General features: G+C 47.6%; 14 protein-coding genes. 2 read left to right on the top strand and 12 right to left on the bottom strand.

Annotated features, from left to right (window positions below; translation table 11 throughout):
* Nucleotides 1-139: 139 nt before the first annotated feature.
* From ACUTVW_RS15475 to ACUTVW_RS15465, 3 genes are all read right to left on the bottom strand, one after another.
* On the bottom strand, nt 140-796 hold the full coding sequence (locus tag ACUTVW_RS15475) for an SGNH/GDSL hydrolase family protein (protein ID WP_445646791.1): 657 nt from the start codon (nt 794-796) through the stop codon (nt 140-142).
* Between the two features lie 145 nt (nt 797-941).
* Nucleotides 942-1271, bottom strand: a complete 330-nt coding sequence (locus tag ACUTVW_RS15470) for an AzlD domain-containing protein (RefSeq protein ID WP_445646636.1) — start codon at nt 1269-1271, stop codon at nt 942-944.
* The gene (locus ACUTVW_RS15465) at nt 1262-1936 is read right to left on the bottom strand and encodes an AzlC family ABC transporter permease (RefSeq protein WP_445646790.1); all 675 of its coding nucleotides are present in this window, start codon (nt 1934-1936) and stop codon (nt 1262-1264) included. The genes ACUTVW_RS15470 and ACUTVW_RS15465 overlap by 10 nt, the downstream gene beginning before the upstream one ends.
* Before the next feature lie 241 nt (nt 1937-2177).
* Here ACUTVW_RS15465 and ACUTVW_RS15460 point away from each other — a divergent pair, with 241 nt between their 5' ends.
* The gene (locus ACUTVW_RS15460) at nt 2178-4178 is read left to right on the top strand and encodes a methyl-accepting chemotaxis protein (RefSeq protein ID WP_445646635.1); all 2001 of its coding nucleotides are present in this window, start codon (nt 2178-2180) and stop codon (nt 4176-4178) included.
* 272 nt (nt 4179-4450) lie between these two features.
* Here ACUTVW_RS15460 and ACUTVW_RS15455 read toward each other — a convergent pair whose 3' ends face one another.
* Together ACUTVW_RS15455 and ACUTVW_RS15450 are read right to left on the bottom strand one after the other, a co-directional pair.
* Nucleotides 4451-5710, bottom strand: a complete 1260-nt coding sequence (locus tag ACUTVW_RS15455; protein ID WP_445646634.1) for a DUF2087 domain-containing protein — start codon at nt 5708-5710, stop codon at nt 4451-4453.
* Nucleotides 5711-5984: 274 nt separating this feature from the next.
* On the bottom strand, nt 5985-8000 hold the full coding sequence (locus ACUTVW_RS15450; RefSeq protein ID WP_445646633.1) for a methyl-accepting chemotaxis protein: 2016 nt from the start codon (nt 7998-8000) through the stop codon (nt 5985-5987).
* 298 nt (nt 8001-8298) lie between these two features.
* Here ACUTVW_RS15450 and ACUTVW_RS15445 point away from each other — a divergent pair, with 298 nt between their 5' ends.
* Nucleotides 8299-9654 (top strand): serine hydrolase, encoded by a 1356-nt coding sequence (locus tag ACUTVW_RS15445; RefSeq protein WP_445646632.1) that lies wholly within the window; start codon nt 8299-8301, stop codon nt 9652-9654.
* 735 nt (nt 9655-10389) lie between these two features.
* Here ACUTVW_RS15445 and nagZ read toward each other — a convergent pair.
* The 7 genes from nagZ to ACUTVW_RS15410 all read right to left on the bottom strand — a co-directional run bounded on the left by nagZ (nt 10390) and on the right by ACUTVW_RS15410 (nt 18730).
* Nucleotides 10390-12087, bottom strand: coding sequence for a beta-N-acetylhexosaminidase (nagZ, locus tag ACUTVW_RS15440; protein WP_445646631.1), 1698 nt, complete (start codon nt 12085-12087; stop codon nt 10390-10392).
* A gap of 231 nt (nt 12088-12318) precedes the next feature.
* Nucleotides 12319-13488, bottom strand: coding sequence for an exo-beta-N-acetylmuramidase NamZ family protein (locus ACUTVW_RS15435; RefSeq protein ID WP_445646630.1), 1170 nt, complete (start codon nt 13486-13488; stop codon nt 12319-12321).
* Nucleotides 13485-14201 (bottom strand): hypothetical protein, encoded by a 717-nt coding sequence (locus ACUTVW_RS15430; RefSeq protein ID WP_445646629.1) that lies wholly within the window; start codon nt 14199-14201, stop codon nt 13485-13487. Before ACUTVW_RS15430 ends, ACUTVW_RS15435 begins: the two co-directional genes overlap by 4 nt.
* A 78-nt stretch (nt 14202-14279) precedes the next feature.
* Nucleotides 14280-15389, bottom strand: a complete 1110-nt coding sequence (locus ACUTVW_RS15425) for an ABC transporter ATP-binding protein (protein WP_445646628.1) — start codon at nt 15387-15389, stop codon at nt 14280-14282.
* Between the two features lie 99 nt (nt 15390-15488).
* Nucleotides 15489-16322: a carbohydrate ABC transporter permease gene (locus ACUTVW_RS15420; RefSeq protein ID WP_445646627.1), complete on the bottom strand. Its 834-nt coding sequence runs from the start codon at nt 16320-16322 to the stop codon at nt 15489-15491.
* A gap of 67 nt (nt 16323-16389) precedes the next feature.
* Complete coding sequence (locus ACUTVW_RS15415; protein ID WP_445646626.1) at nt 16390-17310, bottom strand: carbohydrate ABC transporter permease; 921 nt, start codon at nt 17308-17310, stop codon at nt 16390-16392.
* Nucleotides 17311-17377: 67 nt separating this feature from the next.
* Entirely contained in the window at nt 17378-18730 is a 1353-nt protein-coding gene (locus ACUTVW_RS15410; RefSeq protein WP_445646625.1) for an ABC transporter substrate-binding protein, read from the bottom strand.
* Nucleotides 18731-18887: the final 157 nt, after the last annotated feature.

Raw genomic sequence — 18887 nt, 5'->3', positions numbered from 1 at the left:
CTAATGGAATGTAAGATAAGAGTTACAAGTCAACAAAATGTAATACGATAAATTTACGAAAGACTATAGAGATTCCATTATCCATTAAAAATATCATACGAAAATCAATGTGCTGAAATACAGAGATTTCTGCTACTCGCTACACAATAGCAAGTGGTGATTGCTGTACAACGGACAACCACTGGCGTGCAATTAACTCATGCCCCGCCGCAGTAGGATGGACGCCATCCCACAGCCAGTAGGAAGCATCAGCCTGTTCCAGAGCTGCATTGAACGTTTGCTGCAACGGAACCCATACCGCCCCGATCTGCTCAGCCATTTCATGAACTTGCTGCTGGTATTCTGCCATAAGCTTCTCCCAGCCCTCCCATTTCTCCAACGTTGCTCCCGTCTTCAGAATGAAAGGTTCCATCAGAATAAGCCCGGTATCCGGTATAACCTCCCGTGTTTCCTCCAGCAAGTGACGATATGCCCGGGCAAAACGATCCGTGTACCCCCTTGGTTCTTCATTCATGAAGCGCCAGGCATCGTTAACCCCAATCAGGATACTGATCAGATCCGGCTTCAGACTATACGTGTCTTCATTCCAACGTGCATACAGATCGGATGCCCGATTTCCGCTAATCCCTCGGTTATAGAACATTTTTTGCTTACTCGCCAGCTCCAAGCCCAGTCGGCTTGAGATCAGATACGCATACCCGTGACCAAGAACATGATTCAGGTCCTCATCACGTGATCTTCCTCCGTCTGTAATGGAATCCCCTTGAAACAAGATCGTGGATGGACTTGGTTTCATCTTAGACACCGTTCCCTTCTCTCTAAACCTATGATGATATCCTACTGCTTATCTACCACTAAAATGGACTATTCCATGCCTCTTTCTCCATCTTATCCCTTTTAGCTTCATTAGAAAATAGCGTTTTCATCACGATCACATCTTCCTATCCCATGAAGTAACGTAATATCATCATCGAGACAATACCCACAAGCACCGTGCCGAGCAGGCTGCGTGTCCAGATGGCAACAGCAACTGTAGGCAGTGCTGCCCACAAGGCTGCATTCTCTGTAATTGGCACAAGGCGGCTGCCTGACATAAACAGTTCCTGACCAATGAGTGAGGCCATAACAGCAACAGGCACGTATTCAAGCCAGCGCATCAGCCATACCGGAATCTGTATTTTACTGAAGAGCATAAGTGGCAATACCCGGGGGATAAACGTAAGCAGTGCCGAGCCCATAATAATCCAGAACACATCCCATCTTACTTCCATCGTTCCATAAACACTCCCATCGTTGCGGCAACAACTGCTGCTATGATAATGCTCAGACTCCCTAGTGAAGCCATACTTGCTAAGATGACACACACAATTGCAATGATCGCTACATTAATATGTATTTTTTTGCTTTTGCGATGTACCAGTTGAAGCACAATTAGCCCGATAAACATAGCTGGCAATGCATAATCAAGTCCTAACCGATCCGGGTTTGTGATCCAGCGTCCAAAATATGCTCCAGCCATATTCGCAGCAAACCAGTTCAAATACGCCGTGATATTCAGGCCATGCATCCAGCGTTCACTGAGCGTTTTCCGACCAATGGCTCTTGTCATCGCCACACCGAATGATTCATCCGTAAGCAGTGAGCCGATCCACATATTTTTAAGCGGTGTCAGATGTCTGAAATACGGAGATACAGCTGCGCTGAGCAGCAAATGCCGCAGGTTCACAAAAAATATGGTGAAGATGATGGCTAATGCTGATCCATTTGAAGCCAGCATACCTGCTGCAATGAACTGGGCAGAACCTGCATACAGAATTAGACTTAACAATGCGGTTTCGGCAAAACTCAGCCCTGCAGTCATCTCGATAACCCCTGCCGCAAAACCAATACTTAAATATCCAAGCAGTGTAGGCACACAATCACGAACCCCCTGCATAAATGTCGCATCATCCCGAACTTCTACATCGTTCTCATATCCGGTTGACCTTAGTGCATTTTGTTCCAAAATCAAGTACAACTCCTCTCTAATTTTAATCATGTGCAACCGATATATATCGATACATACCATTCTGGGTCAGAGAATTCGAATCATGAATGCAGAATCGGTTCGCACATTAACTTAGAAATATACCACATTTTATGTCATTTCGGGAGAGTTGACAGGGGGAGAATGTACTATGAAGAAAGTGACGCAGCCAAAGGGGAAACGAACGATGCAGATGAGAGAGAAACTGATACTTTCATTCGCCATCGTGCTGCTGATCCCGACCATTAGTTTAGGCATCATTTCATTTAAGACAGCAGATGCCAAGGTCGAAGAAAAAATGTTTGAGAATGCCAATAGCAGTGTAAGCGTGCTTAATCAGACCATTGATCAGATCATTGGAGCTACACGCAAAAATGTGGATTTCCTGGCAAGTCAGCTCGATGCTGGTAATGTCGGAGCTGTTCAGGGGGACGAAACCAAAACCATTCGTACCTTACTTGATGCATACAAGGATACCCATAGCGATGTGGAACTCGCTTCCGTCGGAACAGATAAGGGTGTCTATATCAACTCCCCGGTGACCGCCGTGAACAAGCCGGGATATGATCCCCGTGAACGTCCTTGGTTTAAAGCTGCTTCCGAGAACAAAGACGTGCCTACCGTAATTACACCTTACATCTCAAGCAATACAGGTAATGTTGTTGCTTCGGTTGCTCAGACGACTGGTGACGGTCACGGAGTCGTTTCGGTAAGTCTATCCCTTGAAGCTCTTTCCCAGACGGTTAACAATACCAAAATCGGGAAAAGAGGATATATCTACATTATTGATAATGCGAATAAAATCATCGTACATCCAACCGAGAAACCAGGTACCGAAGGCACGATGGAACCGTATAAACAAATTTTTGATCAAAAGAATGGCGACCTCCAATACACGCTTAATGGCAAAAATGAACATGCCTTCTTCGTTACCAATGAAACAACTGGCTGGACGGTTGTCGGTGTTATAGACAATGATGAGGTCACGGAAACGGTTCGTCCCATCCTGTATACTACACTTATTGTTATCGCGATTGCGATTGTAGTCAGTTCCATCATTATTTACTGGATTGTACAAGCCATTACGAGACCGCTCAATCGACTTGTCAAAGCCTCCAACGAGATCAGCGATGGCAATCTGACCATTGAGGTTGCTGTAAAAGGACAGGATGAATTCGGTAAACTCAGCAACAGCTTTAACAAAATGAGTCAATCTCTCCGTAACGTTATTCAGGATGTGCGTCATACGGCTGACGAGCTTACAGCCTCTTCCGCACAGCTTGCCATTAACTCGTCTGAGACAACCAAAGCCACGGAGCAAGTAGCTCTCATTACGGAGCAGTCTGCAGCTGGTATTGAAAAGCAGGCGAACAGCCTGAAACATACCGCGCAACAGATGAATGAGCTTGCCGGAGGGGTCGGACAAGTAACCAACAGTACACAGCAAGTATCCGAAGCTGCCATGCAAGCAAGTGAACTTGCACAACAAGGGAACTCGACCATCAAAACTGCCGTATCAGAGATGGGCTCCATCCAGAACTTCGTGCAAGGTATCGCAGAGACGGCCTTACGGCTGGATCAGCATTCCACTTCAATTGGTGAGATGGTGTCTGTCATTACGGATATTGCAGCCCAAACCAATCTGCTTGCGTTGAATGCTTCCATTGAAGCAGCCCGTGCAGGCGAGCATGGACGCGGCTTCTCCGTTGTAGCAAGTGAAGTTCGCAAACTTGCGGAGCAATCCAGCGTATCCGGTCAGAAGATTGTTGAGATGGTTAGCTCCATTCAGCAAGAAATCTCCCAAGCGAATAAGAATGTCAATCTGGGTCAAAAAGACGTGGAGAGCGGCATTCGAGCAGTACAATTTGCCGATGATGCGTTTGTGCAGATCAGCGAGGCTGTGGGAATTGTCAATCAGCAGCTTGAGAATATCGCAGCTGCATCAGAGGAGATGTCGGCAAGCACTGCAGAAGTAGTGCAGTCCATCGACAACATTCATACCATATCGGAAACGAATGCAGATGGCACAGAGAATATCTCTGCTGCGACAGAAGAGCAAGTGGCTTCCATGCAGGAAATATCTTCCTCAGCCGATTCACTTGCACATCTGGCTAGTAAGCTGCAGAAGCTGGTGGAGCAATTTAAGCTATAACTGATGATCATCGTCAAGTTATCGCCATCTGGTGAGCTCATTAGAGCATATCACCGCAAAAAAAGACCCTTTGCTGATTCTACAGCAAAGGGTCTTTTTTATTTGGATAGCCATTCTTGCTAAACCCAGTATCGCCAAATTAAGCTCATCTAAGATTGATAGAATAGCAGTTCCGTTATAATATGTGTCAGGCTGAGAATGGACTAGCTATTGTCCAATATTGAGATGTTAAATCGATAATGCTAATACGGGGAGTGAACCCTATTTGTTTATTAATTAGATGGTCGGGTCTCCCCGTGGTAACCACGCTCTCCGTAAGGTTCAAGTTTCTCAAACCATCGTTCCAGACATTTAGCCAGTGCGTCCTTCGAATCAGCGTAGGGATTATCATCCTTTTTCAACACTTCCAACACCTCAATCACGAAGGCACTCTCACCGTATTCATTCCACTCTGTCTGCAAACGTCGGTTTAAATGGCTTCCCATTTGCAGCATAAATTGCTGTCCGTTAATCGTCTTCAGATTCGGTGTGCTGTCGATGTACACTTTGCCATTTCGTTCATTCCGGATCTGGTACACGCCTGCTTCTGTTTTGACCTCTTTCGCTTGCTCCTGTAACTCTTTACGCCGATTCATGCGCTTCTCTCCCTTATCTGCTGTTCCTTCACGACCTTGCTGTTCCTCAACTTGTGATGATGTTCCGGATAATTGCTCGGTTTGTTCACCCGGTTGCCTTCCCTGCCCTCTGTCGTCACGTGTTTTCTCTACCGAACTACCCAGCCAATATTGGCTGCCATCTTCCTTGCGCTCCAATAGACCGTAATCCACCAGATACCTCCGGATCTCAACATAGTCGTCATGCACCCTCTTCAAGAGCGTGTTCACCTGTTTTTCGGTGTAGTGACGGTGTGGCTCAAATCGTTTGATGATCTCCGTGAGTACAATATACTTATGCTTTTGCTGCATATGGAACGTGGTCATCGGGCCGCTCTTACCTTCCGGAAAATATTTATGCAATACATGTTCACGTTCCTCTTCGGATATATCAAAGGAATGCTGAATCGTATGTTCTTGTTTTATGATTGGCGATACCCATGCTGCCGGCGCATGAAGATCTTTATTTTTCAACAGTTCCATCAACGCCAGAAAGATCTTGGCCTGCCTCTCCTTTTCCTTCAAAACAAACCGGTGGTTTCGAATAGTAGACGCACTGCCGATGCCCAGAGCCTGCTGCACTTCTGCATCCTTTTTCCCTTCATAGAACTGAGCCAGTAGACCTCGCTGCACATCGGACAACCCCGTCACGCTTTTATCCAGTTCCAGCAAATATTCAAATACGGACCCGTGCACCTTCTCGATATGAACACGCATGTACCGAACTGCGTCATACAGCACTCCCTCTTCGGGATAAATAATTCCAGCTTCCGTTGTATAACCACAACAGATACATGAATAGGCCACCCCCTCCTCCACATATCCACGTTTGATCTCTTCGAGAGAAGCTGTCTGTAATCTTGAATCCGAGGCTTTCATCGGTCGCCATCCTTTCCCAAATCTTTCCAATGTAATTTGAATTGTTTTTCAATAAAATGGGTATCAACTTTTCTATCTCATTTTTTGTTTTCTTTTGTCATTTATTCATTAATTGTTTGTTTATTTACAGATATATTATTATTATGTTTAATTATTGTCAAACAAATAATCGAGATCAGAAATAAGAAACGCAACTATTAACCTTTTGCTAGAAAAAAAAGACTGCCGGTTCATCACCCCGACAGTCTTCATACCCATTTCCCTATTCAATTCATTACAGTTTGAATCGTTCAATCATGCTCTGCAGATCCTCTGCCATACGTGACAAGGCCGCTGATGATGCAGCAACCTCTTCCATGGTAGCAAGCTGCTCCTGGGCGGCAGCCGAGCCATCCTCAGTCCCCGCAGCAATCCGGTTGGACAGAACCATCGTTTCGTTTACTGCTTTGTTTACATGTCCCATTCCCTGATCAATCTGACGGGAAGCTGCAGCGGCTTCCTCGGCCTGTGCCGCAACGGTTCGGACCGCATCACGAATCGTCTCGAAGGCTTCTCCTGCTTCTTCGATCATCTGCGAGCTCTTCACCATGCCTTCACCTGTACGTGCAAAAGTAGACTGTACGGCATGTGTCTTCTCGTGCATCTCCTGCATAAGCTCGTTAATTCGCTCTGCCGAAGCGCCGGAACTGTTCGCAAGCATTTTCACTTCGTTTGCAACCACTGCAAATCCACGCCCCTGCTCGCCTGCTCTTGAAGCCTCAATAGAAGCATTCAGTGCCAGAATGTTCGTCTGCTTGGCGATGGCGGTAATCTCCGCTACGATCTCCAGAATTTCATCATTCTTCGCTCGCAGATCATCGATGACAACCTCCATAGCTTTGCTCTCATCATTCACCTGCTGAATATAGGATACGGCTTCCTGCATCTTGACCATACCCGCTTCCGATTTCGAGGATGCTTCGATCGCAATACCCTCCGCATCTCCTGCTCTTGCAGAGATCTCCTTCACCCCGAGTGACATTTCACCGACTAATTGTTCCGTTGCTGCAAGACTTGCATTCTGCATTGTCGTTCCTGCTGCAGCATCCTGCATTAACTCGGCTACCTGCTCGGTTGCTTTGGAGGTCTGCTCGGAGCTTGCCATCAACTCCTCGGATGATGCTGCCAACTGGCTGGATGTATCATGTACTTCTCCGAGTACATTACGCAGCGAAGTCGTCATGGTATCAAAGCTTTCCCCTAGTTGACCGAATTCATCTTTACGCTGCAGGCCTACACGAACCGTTAGATCCCCTGCGCTTACTTGAGATGCCGCTTGCGTTAACTGCTGCAATGGACGGTGAATGCTACGAATAATAAAGATCATCAACACGATCCCCACAATGACTGCTACACCTACAAGAGTGATCGCACGGATCATGATGGGCTGAACGGACTCCGCCGCTTCGGAAGGGATCATCTCACCTACAATTTTCCAGCCCGTCGCCGCATTGGTATAGAACACCGCCTCCATCGCTTGACCATCATATGTATACTTCACGGTTCCCTGATCTTTAGTGTACATCTCGTTAATGTAACTTTGATTCGACTGTGTACCGGCTTCAATCTTGTAATGGAACAAAAATTTTCCGCCATTATCCAGCATATACAGTTTTCCTGCTTTGCCGATATGGATCTGGTCAACCGTCTCCTTCAGATGATTCAGGCTTACATTGGCACCAAAAACACCTTTCCCATCTGCCAGTTTGGCAGCCGCCGTCACGACCCATTCCCCAGTCGTTGCGGACTGGAAAGTATCCGAGATAATGGGCTCAGATTGTGATAGAGCCATTTTATACCACGTGCGTTCGCGTGGATCATAGATCTGATTCCCCGGATCGGGAGACTTCATCCAGCTTCCATCCTCTGCTCCTGCCGTAAGTACACCCAGTTCTTTATGATTTTTAGACATCCGATCCATCTGAGCTTGAATCGCAGGTGACTTGTTAATAATGTCTTCGGATGTCATTCCCGATGCGATCTGTGCAGCGTTGTCCTTCTCCATACTGAGCATCTGATCGATTTGCAAGCTAAGCATTTCCGCTTTGGCCTGTGCCGAACGAGTGATCTCCAGGTTAACCTGATCTGCTGCCTTAAGATAAGCCAGCCACCCTACACTAAGACTCGGAACAATCAGGAACAAAAGCAATGCGGCAATCAGCCGTTTTTTTACCGTCAACGTAAACCAGGACTGGAATCTGATCTTCATTGTACGTCCCGTTTGAAGTCTTTTTTGAAACCCTTTTTTCATTATCTATCTATCTCCCATCCTTAAGTTCAACTCTTTTTATCGGAAAATTCATCACGAAACATTATGTATCAATACTAAATAATCACAAATGACCTGATCCTGTTACTTAGGCATACTCTGTTTTTGACCCCTTTGTTGGGATCGTTTACAATATTTATATGTTGGATTTTTATGAAACACTTGGAAGGGGAGAGTTCAAATCTTACGCAAGTTTCACACGCAAAAACTTGTATCTAGCTGTGTCTATTCACCTATGTTTCGTATTCTATTAGCACTCATACTATGCGCAGGCCCAGTATTGGGGCTGGCTAACCACTCTACTGTTTCTGCAGCGCAGAACACACAATCTGTGCACATTGAAGTTAATGGAGAACAGCAATTCTGGCAGAATGCTCCGGTTATTTTAAAAGGCACAACGTTTGTTCCTTTACGTGATGTCGTTCAATCTGTCAAAGGGAATTTGAAATGGGATGCCCGTACCAAAACAGCAACCATCACCGTTGGCAGGGACAAGCTGGTGCATCAAGTTGGCAGTAAGTCCATCAAGGTCAACCAGGTTTCTCTAGCTGTTCCGGTGAATTCACGCACTATTAACGGCACATTAATGATTCCTGTCCGTGCTATGGCGAATGCTCTTAAGGCTGATATTAAGGTCCAGCGAACACCTTCGGGCCAGATCCATGTTGGTATTTTAACTGATAAGGTCAGCTTGCTGAATCCTGAAGTGGCTAGCGTGGATACGTATCTGCGCGAGATTAACTATCCGGGTATGGCTCTAATTGCACGAGATGGAGAAGTACTGTTGAGACAGGGGTATGGTCTTGCCGATGAACAAACAATGAACCGTCCCGATCACAAGACCCGGATCGCCTCCTTGAGCAAGTCGTTCACAGCAGCTTCCATCTTAAGTTTGGCCGAAGCGGGTAAGTTGAACGTTCAAGATCCGATATCCACCTATATTTCGGGTATCCCGAAGGGAGATCAGATCACCCTGCATATGTTGCTGTCCCAAACGTCGGGACTGCCTTCGGCCTTTGGCCGCGGTGAAGGCACTCCGCTTGAGGAAACGGTAGAAGAAATTCGGCACAAAACGTTGAAGTTCGAACCTGGTAGTGCCTATCTATACAGCAACAGCGGTTACGTTCTACTGGCGTATGTTGTGGAACAGGTATCCGGCATGAGTTATGCCGACTATGTACAACAAACCATTTTGGGGCCTCTCGGCATGAAAGACTCGGGAGAGGCATCCCGCAGAGTGCATACCAACAGCGGCTTTGTGCAGCAAGGTAAAGGATGGGCGCCTGCACCTTACTATGTTTCACAATCCGGGTCAGGAACCATTTATTCGACCGTGGATGATTTGCTGAGATGGGATCGGGCTTTATACACCGACCAGATTTTAAGTCAAAAAACGATTAACACGATGTACGAGCCCTACTCCAATAAAAATTACGGCTACGCCTGGATTCTCAAGGAAAATGGAATGAAGCACACTGTCTTCCATAATGGAAGCGGCGGCGGCTTCTCTACAGCATTTTCACGTAATCTGTCCGACAATATTACCATTATCCTGCTCGGTAATCATGCAGGCATGGATATGACCTCACTGCTGAATGATGTAGAGGCACGAACGGCCGAAGCCTTGCAATTATGATGGTCGCTTAGAGCAAAAGCATCCTAATGGTGCCACCCATTTACTCGGGGTTGAAAGTTTGCATTTGGGATTGAGGGTTGGGTGGGGTTTTGGGGTTTTGGGGTTTTGGGGTTTTGAGGTGTCGAGATTGTGAGGTTTTGAGGTTTCAGGTTTCGAGAGCTTTATAGTTCGGTGAGGGTTGGTGGGGTGAGGGTTCGAGGTTCGGTTCGGGTGTGGTGGGTTGGTTCAGTTGGGTAGGTTGAGGTTTTAAAGTTCGGGTGAGGTTTTAAGAGTGGAGACTGGATTTAAAGCCGTCCCCCACCCTCTTATTTATTCTAACGATCACAGATGAGCTTATTTAAGCGATAAAGAGCCTTCGAGAATTGTAACGATCACCAGTAACCTTATTTCGCTAAAAACACATGATCAACGCCCATTTTCACGTCAATTTCTCAAAATAAGCTCTCCTGAGATCGTTAGAAAATAAAATCATGTAAAATAGCCCAAATAGCGTCTCTGAAGATCGTTAGATTTTAGAATCCACCAAAACAGATCAAATATCATCATCGGGGGGCGCTAAAATTAGATAAGGTTTACATGATCAAGCTCTCTATACGTTCAATAATGAGAGTATGATATAACGCAAAAGGACGAAGTATAAGAGCTTCGTCCCTTTGTTATTTTTAACCACCTACTCAAGGCTAAGCTACCCCACACTACGAATTCTCCTCATCGCCAGCATTCAGCTAATTCACACTAATCGACATCCAGCGAGACGGGTAGGTTGCCCTCAAATGGAATCCGGCCGATCAATGCTTTCGCTACACTGTCCATGGCAAGAGGTCGGCTCTCATAAGCTGCGATATACGTCTGCACATCGGGAAGCTTCAGCAGATCGTATGGACTGCGAAGTGCGGCTACAGCCAAAGGTTTACCAAGCTGTTGAAGCCAGCCGATCAATCGACATTGCGGATCAACGGAAGGGCTGCCTGCGTTATATGTGCCAATTACAATTTGTGTAATATCCTCCGCTTCTGCGGCCTGGATCAGACGAGCTGTGGATATGGCAACTTCATCCGCTGGCACCATCCAATCCACGACCTCCAGACCTTGGGCAGACAAAGCCGCTCCGAGTGTTGCTGCACCGTCCAGCTGTTCATCCGCGATACTTGTCACTTCTGCTGCAACAGTGATCACGAGTGTTCGCTCTCTTTTTAGCGGCAGCATATGTTGGTTATCCCTGACCCGTGTTATGCTCTTCTCACTAATCCGCTGAGCCACCTTGTGATGTATCGGATCATTACGCCGAAACGGAACAGTTGATGACGCTACAGCATTTGTAGGCTCTGTAACGGGGTCTGGACCCATAGCATTCAGCAGCTGCTCCACATCGGCAGCATCGTTCTCCCTCTCAAGCACCCCACGCTTTGCTTTAAACGTCAACAGACGTGTAACCGACTCGTTGATCCGGCGCTCACTGATCCGTCCGCTATCTACAGCATGTATCAATGCGTCAAAAGCTTCCATCTGCAACTGTGCCGTATGACTGATCAGCACAATATCCGCTCCCGCTTCCACCGCCATCACCGCTGCATCAACTGTGCCATAATGAACCGCGATGGCATTCATCTCCATGCAATCGGTGACAATAATGCCTTCATACCCAAGCTCCTTTCGCAGCAATCCGGTTAATACCGAATGGGATAACGTGACGGGCAAACGCTCTGGCTCCAGTGCTGGAAAATAAATATGAGCAGACATCATGGCATCCACGTCTTCCGCTATTGCTGCACGAAACGGTGCAAGTTCAACCCGGTTGACCCTTGCCCTGTCATGGGTGATGACAGGAAGATCGAGATGGGAATCGGTATCCGTATCGCCATGGCCAGGGAAATGTTTGGCTGTAGCAGCAATACCCGCATTCTGAAAGCCCGCAATGGTTGCTGCACCGAATTCGGCTACCTTTTCCTCGGATTCCCCAAATGACCGCACACCGATAACCGGGTTGTTCGCATTGTTATTCACATCAAGTACAGGGGCAAAGTTCATATTAATGCCCATCGACCGCAGTTCCATTCCACTGATACGTGCCGCCTCATAAGCATCTTGCACCGATCCGGCCGCAGCAATGGCCATCTGTCCAGGCATCAGCGCGATACCCTCTGTAATTCGGGCCACCATGCCGCCTTCCTGATCAATGGCGATCCAAAGAGGCACATTACCACTCACTTGCGCAATGTTCTGCAAACCACCGGATAGCCGCTCTACCTGCTCAGGCGAAACGACATTTCTTGCAAAATAAACGATGCCGCCAATCGGGTAACGTTGAAGCAATGTTTCTACCGCTCCCTCCGGCTCTGTTCCATGAAATCCACATAACAGCATCTGTCCAATTTTGTCACGCAGGCTCATCTGTCCAAGTCTCTGCTTCACCCTGTCCTTCATGCGCTGCATACCACGCCCTCCTCCCATGAACATCAATCCTTGACCTCAAGCGGGGTCATACTTGTCTATGCTCTCATTTTACTTTTCCCATGCTCTCCCCGTACTCTCCTGTGCTCTCTTATGCTAATCTCTGCACATGCTCGTCCATAATTTCATACATTTCATTATCCTTTCATCTCTGCTCTGTTCCTGTATCCCTGTTCACTTTCATACATCTCTACTTGTCAGCGTCCTTTTCCTCTATTCGTATATCAAAAAAGGTTTCTGTCGTTCCCGCCACATTTGCTCCTGCTCACGCCAAAGTGCCATTAAACCGGATAAGCGGTTAATGTCACCAATGACATCACGAACCTCTGCACCCCCGGTAAGCAAATCAATAAAATATCCGGAGCCTTCACGCGGAGGTTCAAGCCACTCAAACTGCTCGGAATATCCCACTGCGATCTCATGCAAAAGCAGCAAACCCGTTTCCACCGAACGAAATTCCGTTTCATTCGTAACAAAAATTCGCACACCCCCGCACAGCTCACCTGCGTGTTTCGAAAAGCCTGGCGTCATATACACCGGGTGAAAATGAACCCCATGCAATCCATGTGCCTGCATCGCGTCTGCCAACTGCTCGCCGTTGATCCATGGGGCACCAATCCATTCAAATGGCCTTGTCGTACCTCGCCCTTCCGATACATTGGTACCTTCAAACAGACAAATCCCCGCATATGCCCGCACGGTATCCACAGTTGGTATATTAGGTGATGGCATCATCCAGGGTAGGCCGGTTTCTGCAAAATTCATCCCGCGCCGCCACCCTTCCATTGCAATCACTTCCAATGAACATGGTTCGGAACACTCGGCATTGACGAGCAGGGCTAGCTCACCAATGGTCATTCCCGTACGGATAGGTGTGGTCCAGGCGCCTACGAAAGATTGATATCCCTCCTGTAGTAAACCACCCTCTACCTCCATACCGCCAAGCGGATTAGGCCGATCCAGCACCAGCAGACGTTTTCCCGCTTCGCCGCACGCCTCCATCATCCGGAATAACGTTGATGCATACGTGTAATACCGCACACCCACATCCTGAATATCAAAAAGGATCGTATCCACCTCGGCCAGCATGAAAGGCAACGGCTTTTTTTGTGTACCGTACAAGCTGTATACCGGTATGCCGTAACGAGGATGCACTGAATCTGCAAAAGGGACACCTGCCTGCAGCTCTCCGTTCAGTCCATGCTCACATGCGAACAGTACCGTAAGCCGGGTATCCGGAAGACCAGCACATATATCGACCGTAGACACAAATTCAGCCGTGACCCCAGTCGGATTCGTCACCAAGCCCATGCGTGCACCACCGGATAACCAGGGATGAGTGCCTCCCCCAGCCAGCACATCCACTCCCGTTTTCACTCTCATGATACATGACCTTCGCTCAGCCACCCTGTCTGCTGATGGTCGTTCCCGCTGGATGACGAGATAGATCCTTCCTCAGGCTTGATCAGATTGAGTGTAGCTTTATGCTGATAGATGGCAAACATGCCTGCAAATAATGCCCCGAACCCTACAACCGTTAGCACAAGTAACGCTGTAAGCAATACAGCCTGAAAACAGGCTGCTACCGTATAACCCGGATAACGAAAAAACAGTTTCACACTCTCGCCCATTGCCCGAAAAGTGCCCATTCCCTTTTGCAGAATGAGCTGCCAGGTGTAGAACTGTGAGATGAGTGCCAGAATGACAAAGAACGTCTGAAACATCCCTACCGCTATGCCCGCCATACTGCCACGTCCGCCATAATACCACCAGGTTGACCAGAGGATGAAACCGAGTAGTGCAAACAGCAGCCCTGTAACGCCTCCTGGAAGCAATCCCCTCAACGTACCTTCCCACAGATCAGCCAGTCCATTCCGACGCTCTTTCCGCTCCAGTCGATGATGTACCGCATAGCAGACACCAAACAAGATTGGCATGTAGATGACAGCCAACAGCAGCACAGCTACCGGTATCGGTGCAAACATCAGGATCGGAACAAGCAGTACGGAGCTCCCGGCACTGTACAACGCCACTGGAATAATATCCCGGTAAATTTCTACCCCCGATTTGACCAGCACTTCACTCAGTTTACGCATAGGTGTTCTCCCCTCTGTGATTACTACAAGCTGTTATTCATCAAGAGCATGATATAAGCTTCTTATCACGATGGATTCTTAGTCGCGACCAATCGCTATCTCCGTCTCCGGATCAAAAAATTGTGCTTTGCGCATATCCAGCACAAAAGTTTTGTCCATGCCTACGTACGCGTGTGTCTCAGGGTGAACCTTAGCCGTTACAGTTCGGCTCCCCAGATGGAAGTAGAGCAGATTCTCCGACCCGAGATGTTCTACTACCTGAACACGTGCCTGTAATGTGTGATCCTTCGGGATATTAAAAGCGGCATCGTCGCCAAAAATATGTTCCGGGCGCAGTCCAAGAATGACTCGTTTACCCTGATATACGCTTAACCGCTGCAGCACATCATCAGGAAGCGTAAAGGAGGCACCTTCCACCTTAACTTCTGTGCCTTCAATATGAGCATCAATAAAGTTCATCGCAGGCGAGCCAATAAATCCGGCTACAAACATATTACGCGGACTGGCATATAACTCTTTCGGTGAGGCAACCTGCTGAATGTCCCCATGATTCATCACGACGATCCGCTCCCCAAGTGTCATGGCCTCCACCTGATCATGCGTAACATAAACGATGGTCGCACCTAGCCTTTTATGCAGCTCACCCAGCTCTACGCGCATCTGCACACGCAGCTTGGCATCCAGATTCGAAAGTGGCTCATCGAATAGAAACACTTGCGGATCACGCACAATCGCCCGCCCTACAGCGACACGCTGACGCTGTCCTCCAGACAATTCACGCGGCTTACGCTCCAGCATAGCTTCCAAACCCAAAATCGTAGCAGCATTTTGTACCTGCTCGTCAATATAGGACTTCGGTTTCTTGAGGTTTTTCAGACCAAAGGATAAATTCTCCCGAATAGTCATGTGCGGATACAATGCATAATCCTGAAAGACCATGGCGATATCGCGATCCTTGGGATGCAGATCATTCACAATCCGATCCCCGATAACGATATCCCCACTGGTTTGTTTTTCAAGCCCTGCGATCATGCGCAGTGAGGTAGTTTTACCGCAGCCCGAAGGACCGACAAACACAACAAATTCCTTATCCTCTATAACAAAGTCCGAACCGGCGACTGCCGTGAACGTTCCTTTATGGTCGTCTTTGAACTCTTTGCGCACTTGGCGAAACTCCACGCGTGCCATAGGTTGATCCCCCTTTACATTGTCACTTTCCCAGAACGGAATGCATTCAGATTTACGATCCGCAAACCCAGTCCCAGAGTCCACGTTCAATCATCATATTTATCCCTTCACCGCACCAATCGTAATCCCCTGCAGGAAGTAACGTTGAAGTGAAAAGAACAGAATAATCATCGGCAATGCGCCTATTGTAGCTCCTGCCATCATGGCACCGAAGTCAGTGGATTCAGCAAAAACAAATGAAGCCAGTCCGACCTGAATCGTACGCATTTCATTGGAATTGGTGATCAGGAAAGGCCAGAAAAATTCATTCCAAGACGCGACAAAGGTGAAAATTGCAAGCACCGCAATCCCCGGTTTGGCCATCGGCAGAATAACCTTCCAGAAGATACCGAACTCACTACAGGCATCGATTCGGGCAGCATGGATCAGCGATGTTGGCAAGGTGGACATAAACTGTTTCATCAGAAAGATATTGCCCACACTCACCGCTGCTGGCAGAATAATTGCCGTATACGTATCCCCGAGATCAAATACGTTGACCATCAGAATGTAGAGCGGAATCAATGTTACCTGCGTAGGAATCATCATCGTCCCAAGCAACACCCAGAATACGGCCTGACTGCCCGGGAATTTCAGTTTAGCGAATGCATATCCCGCCAGCGAGGCAAAGAACACATTGGTCACTGTCAAAATAACAGAGATCAGCAGCGAGTTATAAAGCCAGCGCCATGCATCTGTTTTGGCAAAAAAACGTTCATACGGCGACATCGACAACTGTTCCGGAATCATCTGCGGTTTAAACGAAGCCGACATCGTTGTATCCTGCACGGATCCCACCAGCATCCAGTACATCGGAATGATGGTAACCAGCGCCCAGCCAGCCAGTAGAACAGATGCAATCACAAGCAGCATCTTTTTTCGTGTTGAATTCATACGTTGCATTCACCCCCGGATGCCTAATGAAAGCCATATTTAAACACGTAATACGTTTACTTCATCTTTAATACTCGATATCACTGGCGAAATATTTGAATTGAATAACCGAGATGACAATAATGATGAGCGCCAGCACAAAAGATTGCGCCGAAGCCAGTCCGAACTCGTAGAACTTGAAGGCTGTTTCATAGATTAAATAAGCAATGGTTGTCGTCGCAAAGTTCGGCCCGCCTTGAGTCATCAGATATACGGAGATAAAGACCTGAAATGACGTAATTACACCCGTGACGAGCAGATACAGTGTGGTTGGTTTCAAAAGAGGCCACGTAATTTTGCTAAACTGTGTCCATCCGCTTGCATGATCGATATCGGCAGCCTCATACAGCGATTTCGGGATGCCACCCATAGCTGCAAGATACAGAATGATGCCTGCACCGTGAGATCCAAGCCAGTTCATCAGAATGAGGGAAAAAAGCGCGGTACCCGACTGCCCAAGCCAGATCACCGGGTCAAGACCAAATAAAAGGAGGAAGCGATTGAGCAGCCCAGACTCCGTCGGGTCAAAAATAGCGAGCCACACGATCGAAATCGTCACTCCCGATGCTACCGCAGGCAGATAAAGTGTGGCCTTGAAGAACGTCTGCCATTTGCTTTTCATCTGGAAGATGAAATACGAGAGCACAAATGTTATCAGGATGTTGACTGGTACTGTACCGACTGTGAAAATGACTGTATTTTTAATCGACTTCCAGAAGGTTTCATCCTTCACCAGACGTTCGTAATTGTCCAGTCCCACCCATGTTGAGCTCATGATGTTGTACTTCTGAAAGCTCATAACAAGAGCCGTTAATACGGGATACAGCGTAAAGATGAGAAACAGCAGGACAGGCGCCAAAATAAACAAATACGCCCACCCGTAATCTCGCCAGAACCGGACAACCCGGGAATGCCGGGGTGCAGGTTCCGGCGCAAGGGCGGTCTGCATGGCAAATCCTCCTCTCCGAATCAATCTGTTGTTGCCTAATGATGAGATGGTTTCAACGTATTGCCCGTTATTTCCCAAACATCTGCTGACCTTTTCCTTTGAAGTCTTCTGCAATCTGCTTGGGTGTTTTCTCACCGGAGAACAGAGCCTGAATGTTAGGTTTCACCACCTGTTCCTTGAACTGTTTCTGCTGTGAAGCCTTGTCGATATCCAGCTTGAGCACAACCGGCATCGCGATGTGTTTCGCCATCTCTTTGGCTGCATCCAAGTTGACCTGCTGCCCTAGCTCCTTGCCTTTGAACAGATCAGCTTGAGACTGTCTTACAAAAGGAAGCGCCAGCTCGTTAGCTGAGTTACCTGCTTTGGCACCACTTAGTGCCTCCATCACGAGGAACGTATTTTTGGCATGCTGCTCGCCCTTGTCCTTCTTCTGTTTAAAGGCCACATACCCTTCGCCACCCATCGTCGTTGCCGCAGGCTGATTGTCATTGTGCGGCACAGGCAGCAATACAAAATCAATCTTTTCTCCCTGCACCTTGCCTGCATCAATATCTTTGTTACGGTTCTGAATCATAACATCGTAATAAGGAATCGCCTTCGAGATGATTGCCGTTTCACCCGCATAGAACATGTCTGTCCGCTTCGCCGGGGCAAGTGCTGCCGTTTCCTTCGGCATATATCCCTGATCCATCAGATTTTTAATAAACGAGAGTGTGTCCAGAATGCGCGCATCGTTCCACTGGAATTTTCCGCTTTCGTCCAGCACATCAATCATGCCATTGTTACGGGATAACATTTCGATAAAATCAAGAGAAGTGCCATCGGTTACCAGTGCATACTGTTTACTTCCATTGTCGAGTGTCTTCGTTAACTTAGCAGCCGTTTCATTAAAATCTGACCAGGTCCAGCCGTTTTTTTGGATCGCCTGCCAGTCAATGCCGGCTTCTTCCAGAATGCGTTTGTTACCACCCCAAGCCCACTGGAACTGGTAGAGAGGCAGTCCGTACTGTTTTCCTTGAATCTGACCAAGCTCCAGCGTACCAGGCAAATAGTCATCTTTGATCTCAGGTGTCAGGTAACTTCCCAGCTCCAGAGCCAGTCCGGTATTCACATATGTACCGTCCACACTATGGAAGTACAGATCCGGCGGATTCCCGGCGTTTAATGCAACATCAAATTTCTTGGGGCCTTCAGCCCAAGAGAGCATTTCTGTTTTAACGGTGATATTGGGGTGTTCCTTATTAAAATCGGTAATCAAGCCCTTCAATTCATCCTCATATGTGCCATGTACCGGGTATGTCCACACCGTTACGGTGTCATTCGCGTTGGGATCATTCGATGCTGCACCGCCGCTGTTGCCACAGGCTGTAATCCAGACCATCATTAACACCATTGCCAAAATAAGACCCTTCCTCTTCATATCCTTCATCCCCTTTTGCATATCGTCTTCTCTCGTCCCATGCCCCTTGTCATGATTCCTTACCGATGAAGCTTTTTGATGATGCGTCTTGATGATGTTTTCTAGCGATTCTTACTGAGTAATTCGTAACAATGCTCTTCTGGTGCCTTCTGGTGCT

It is taken from the genome of Paenibacillus sp. TSA_86.1, from assembly GCF_052691815.1.
The sequence above is the reverse complement of the archived record's forward strand: the minus strand, read 5'-3'. Positions and strand labels throughout refer to the sequence as shown.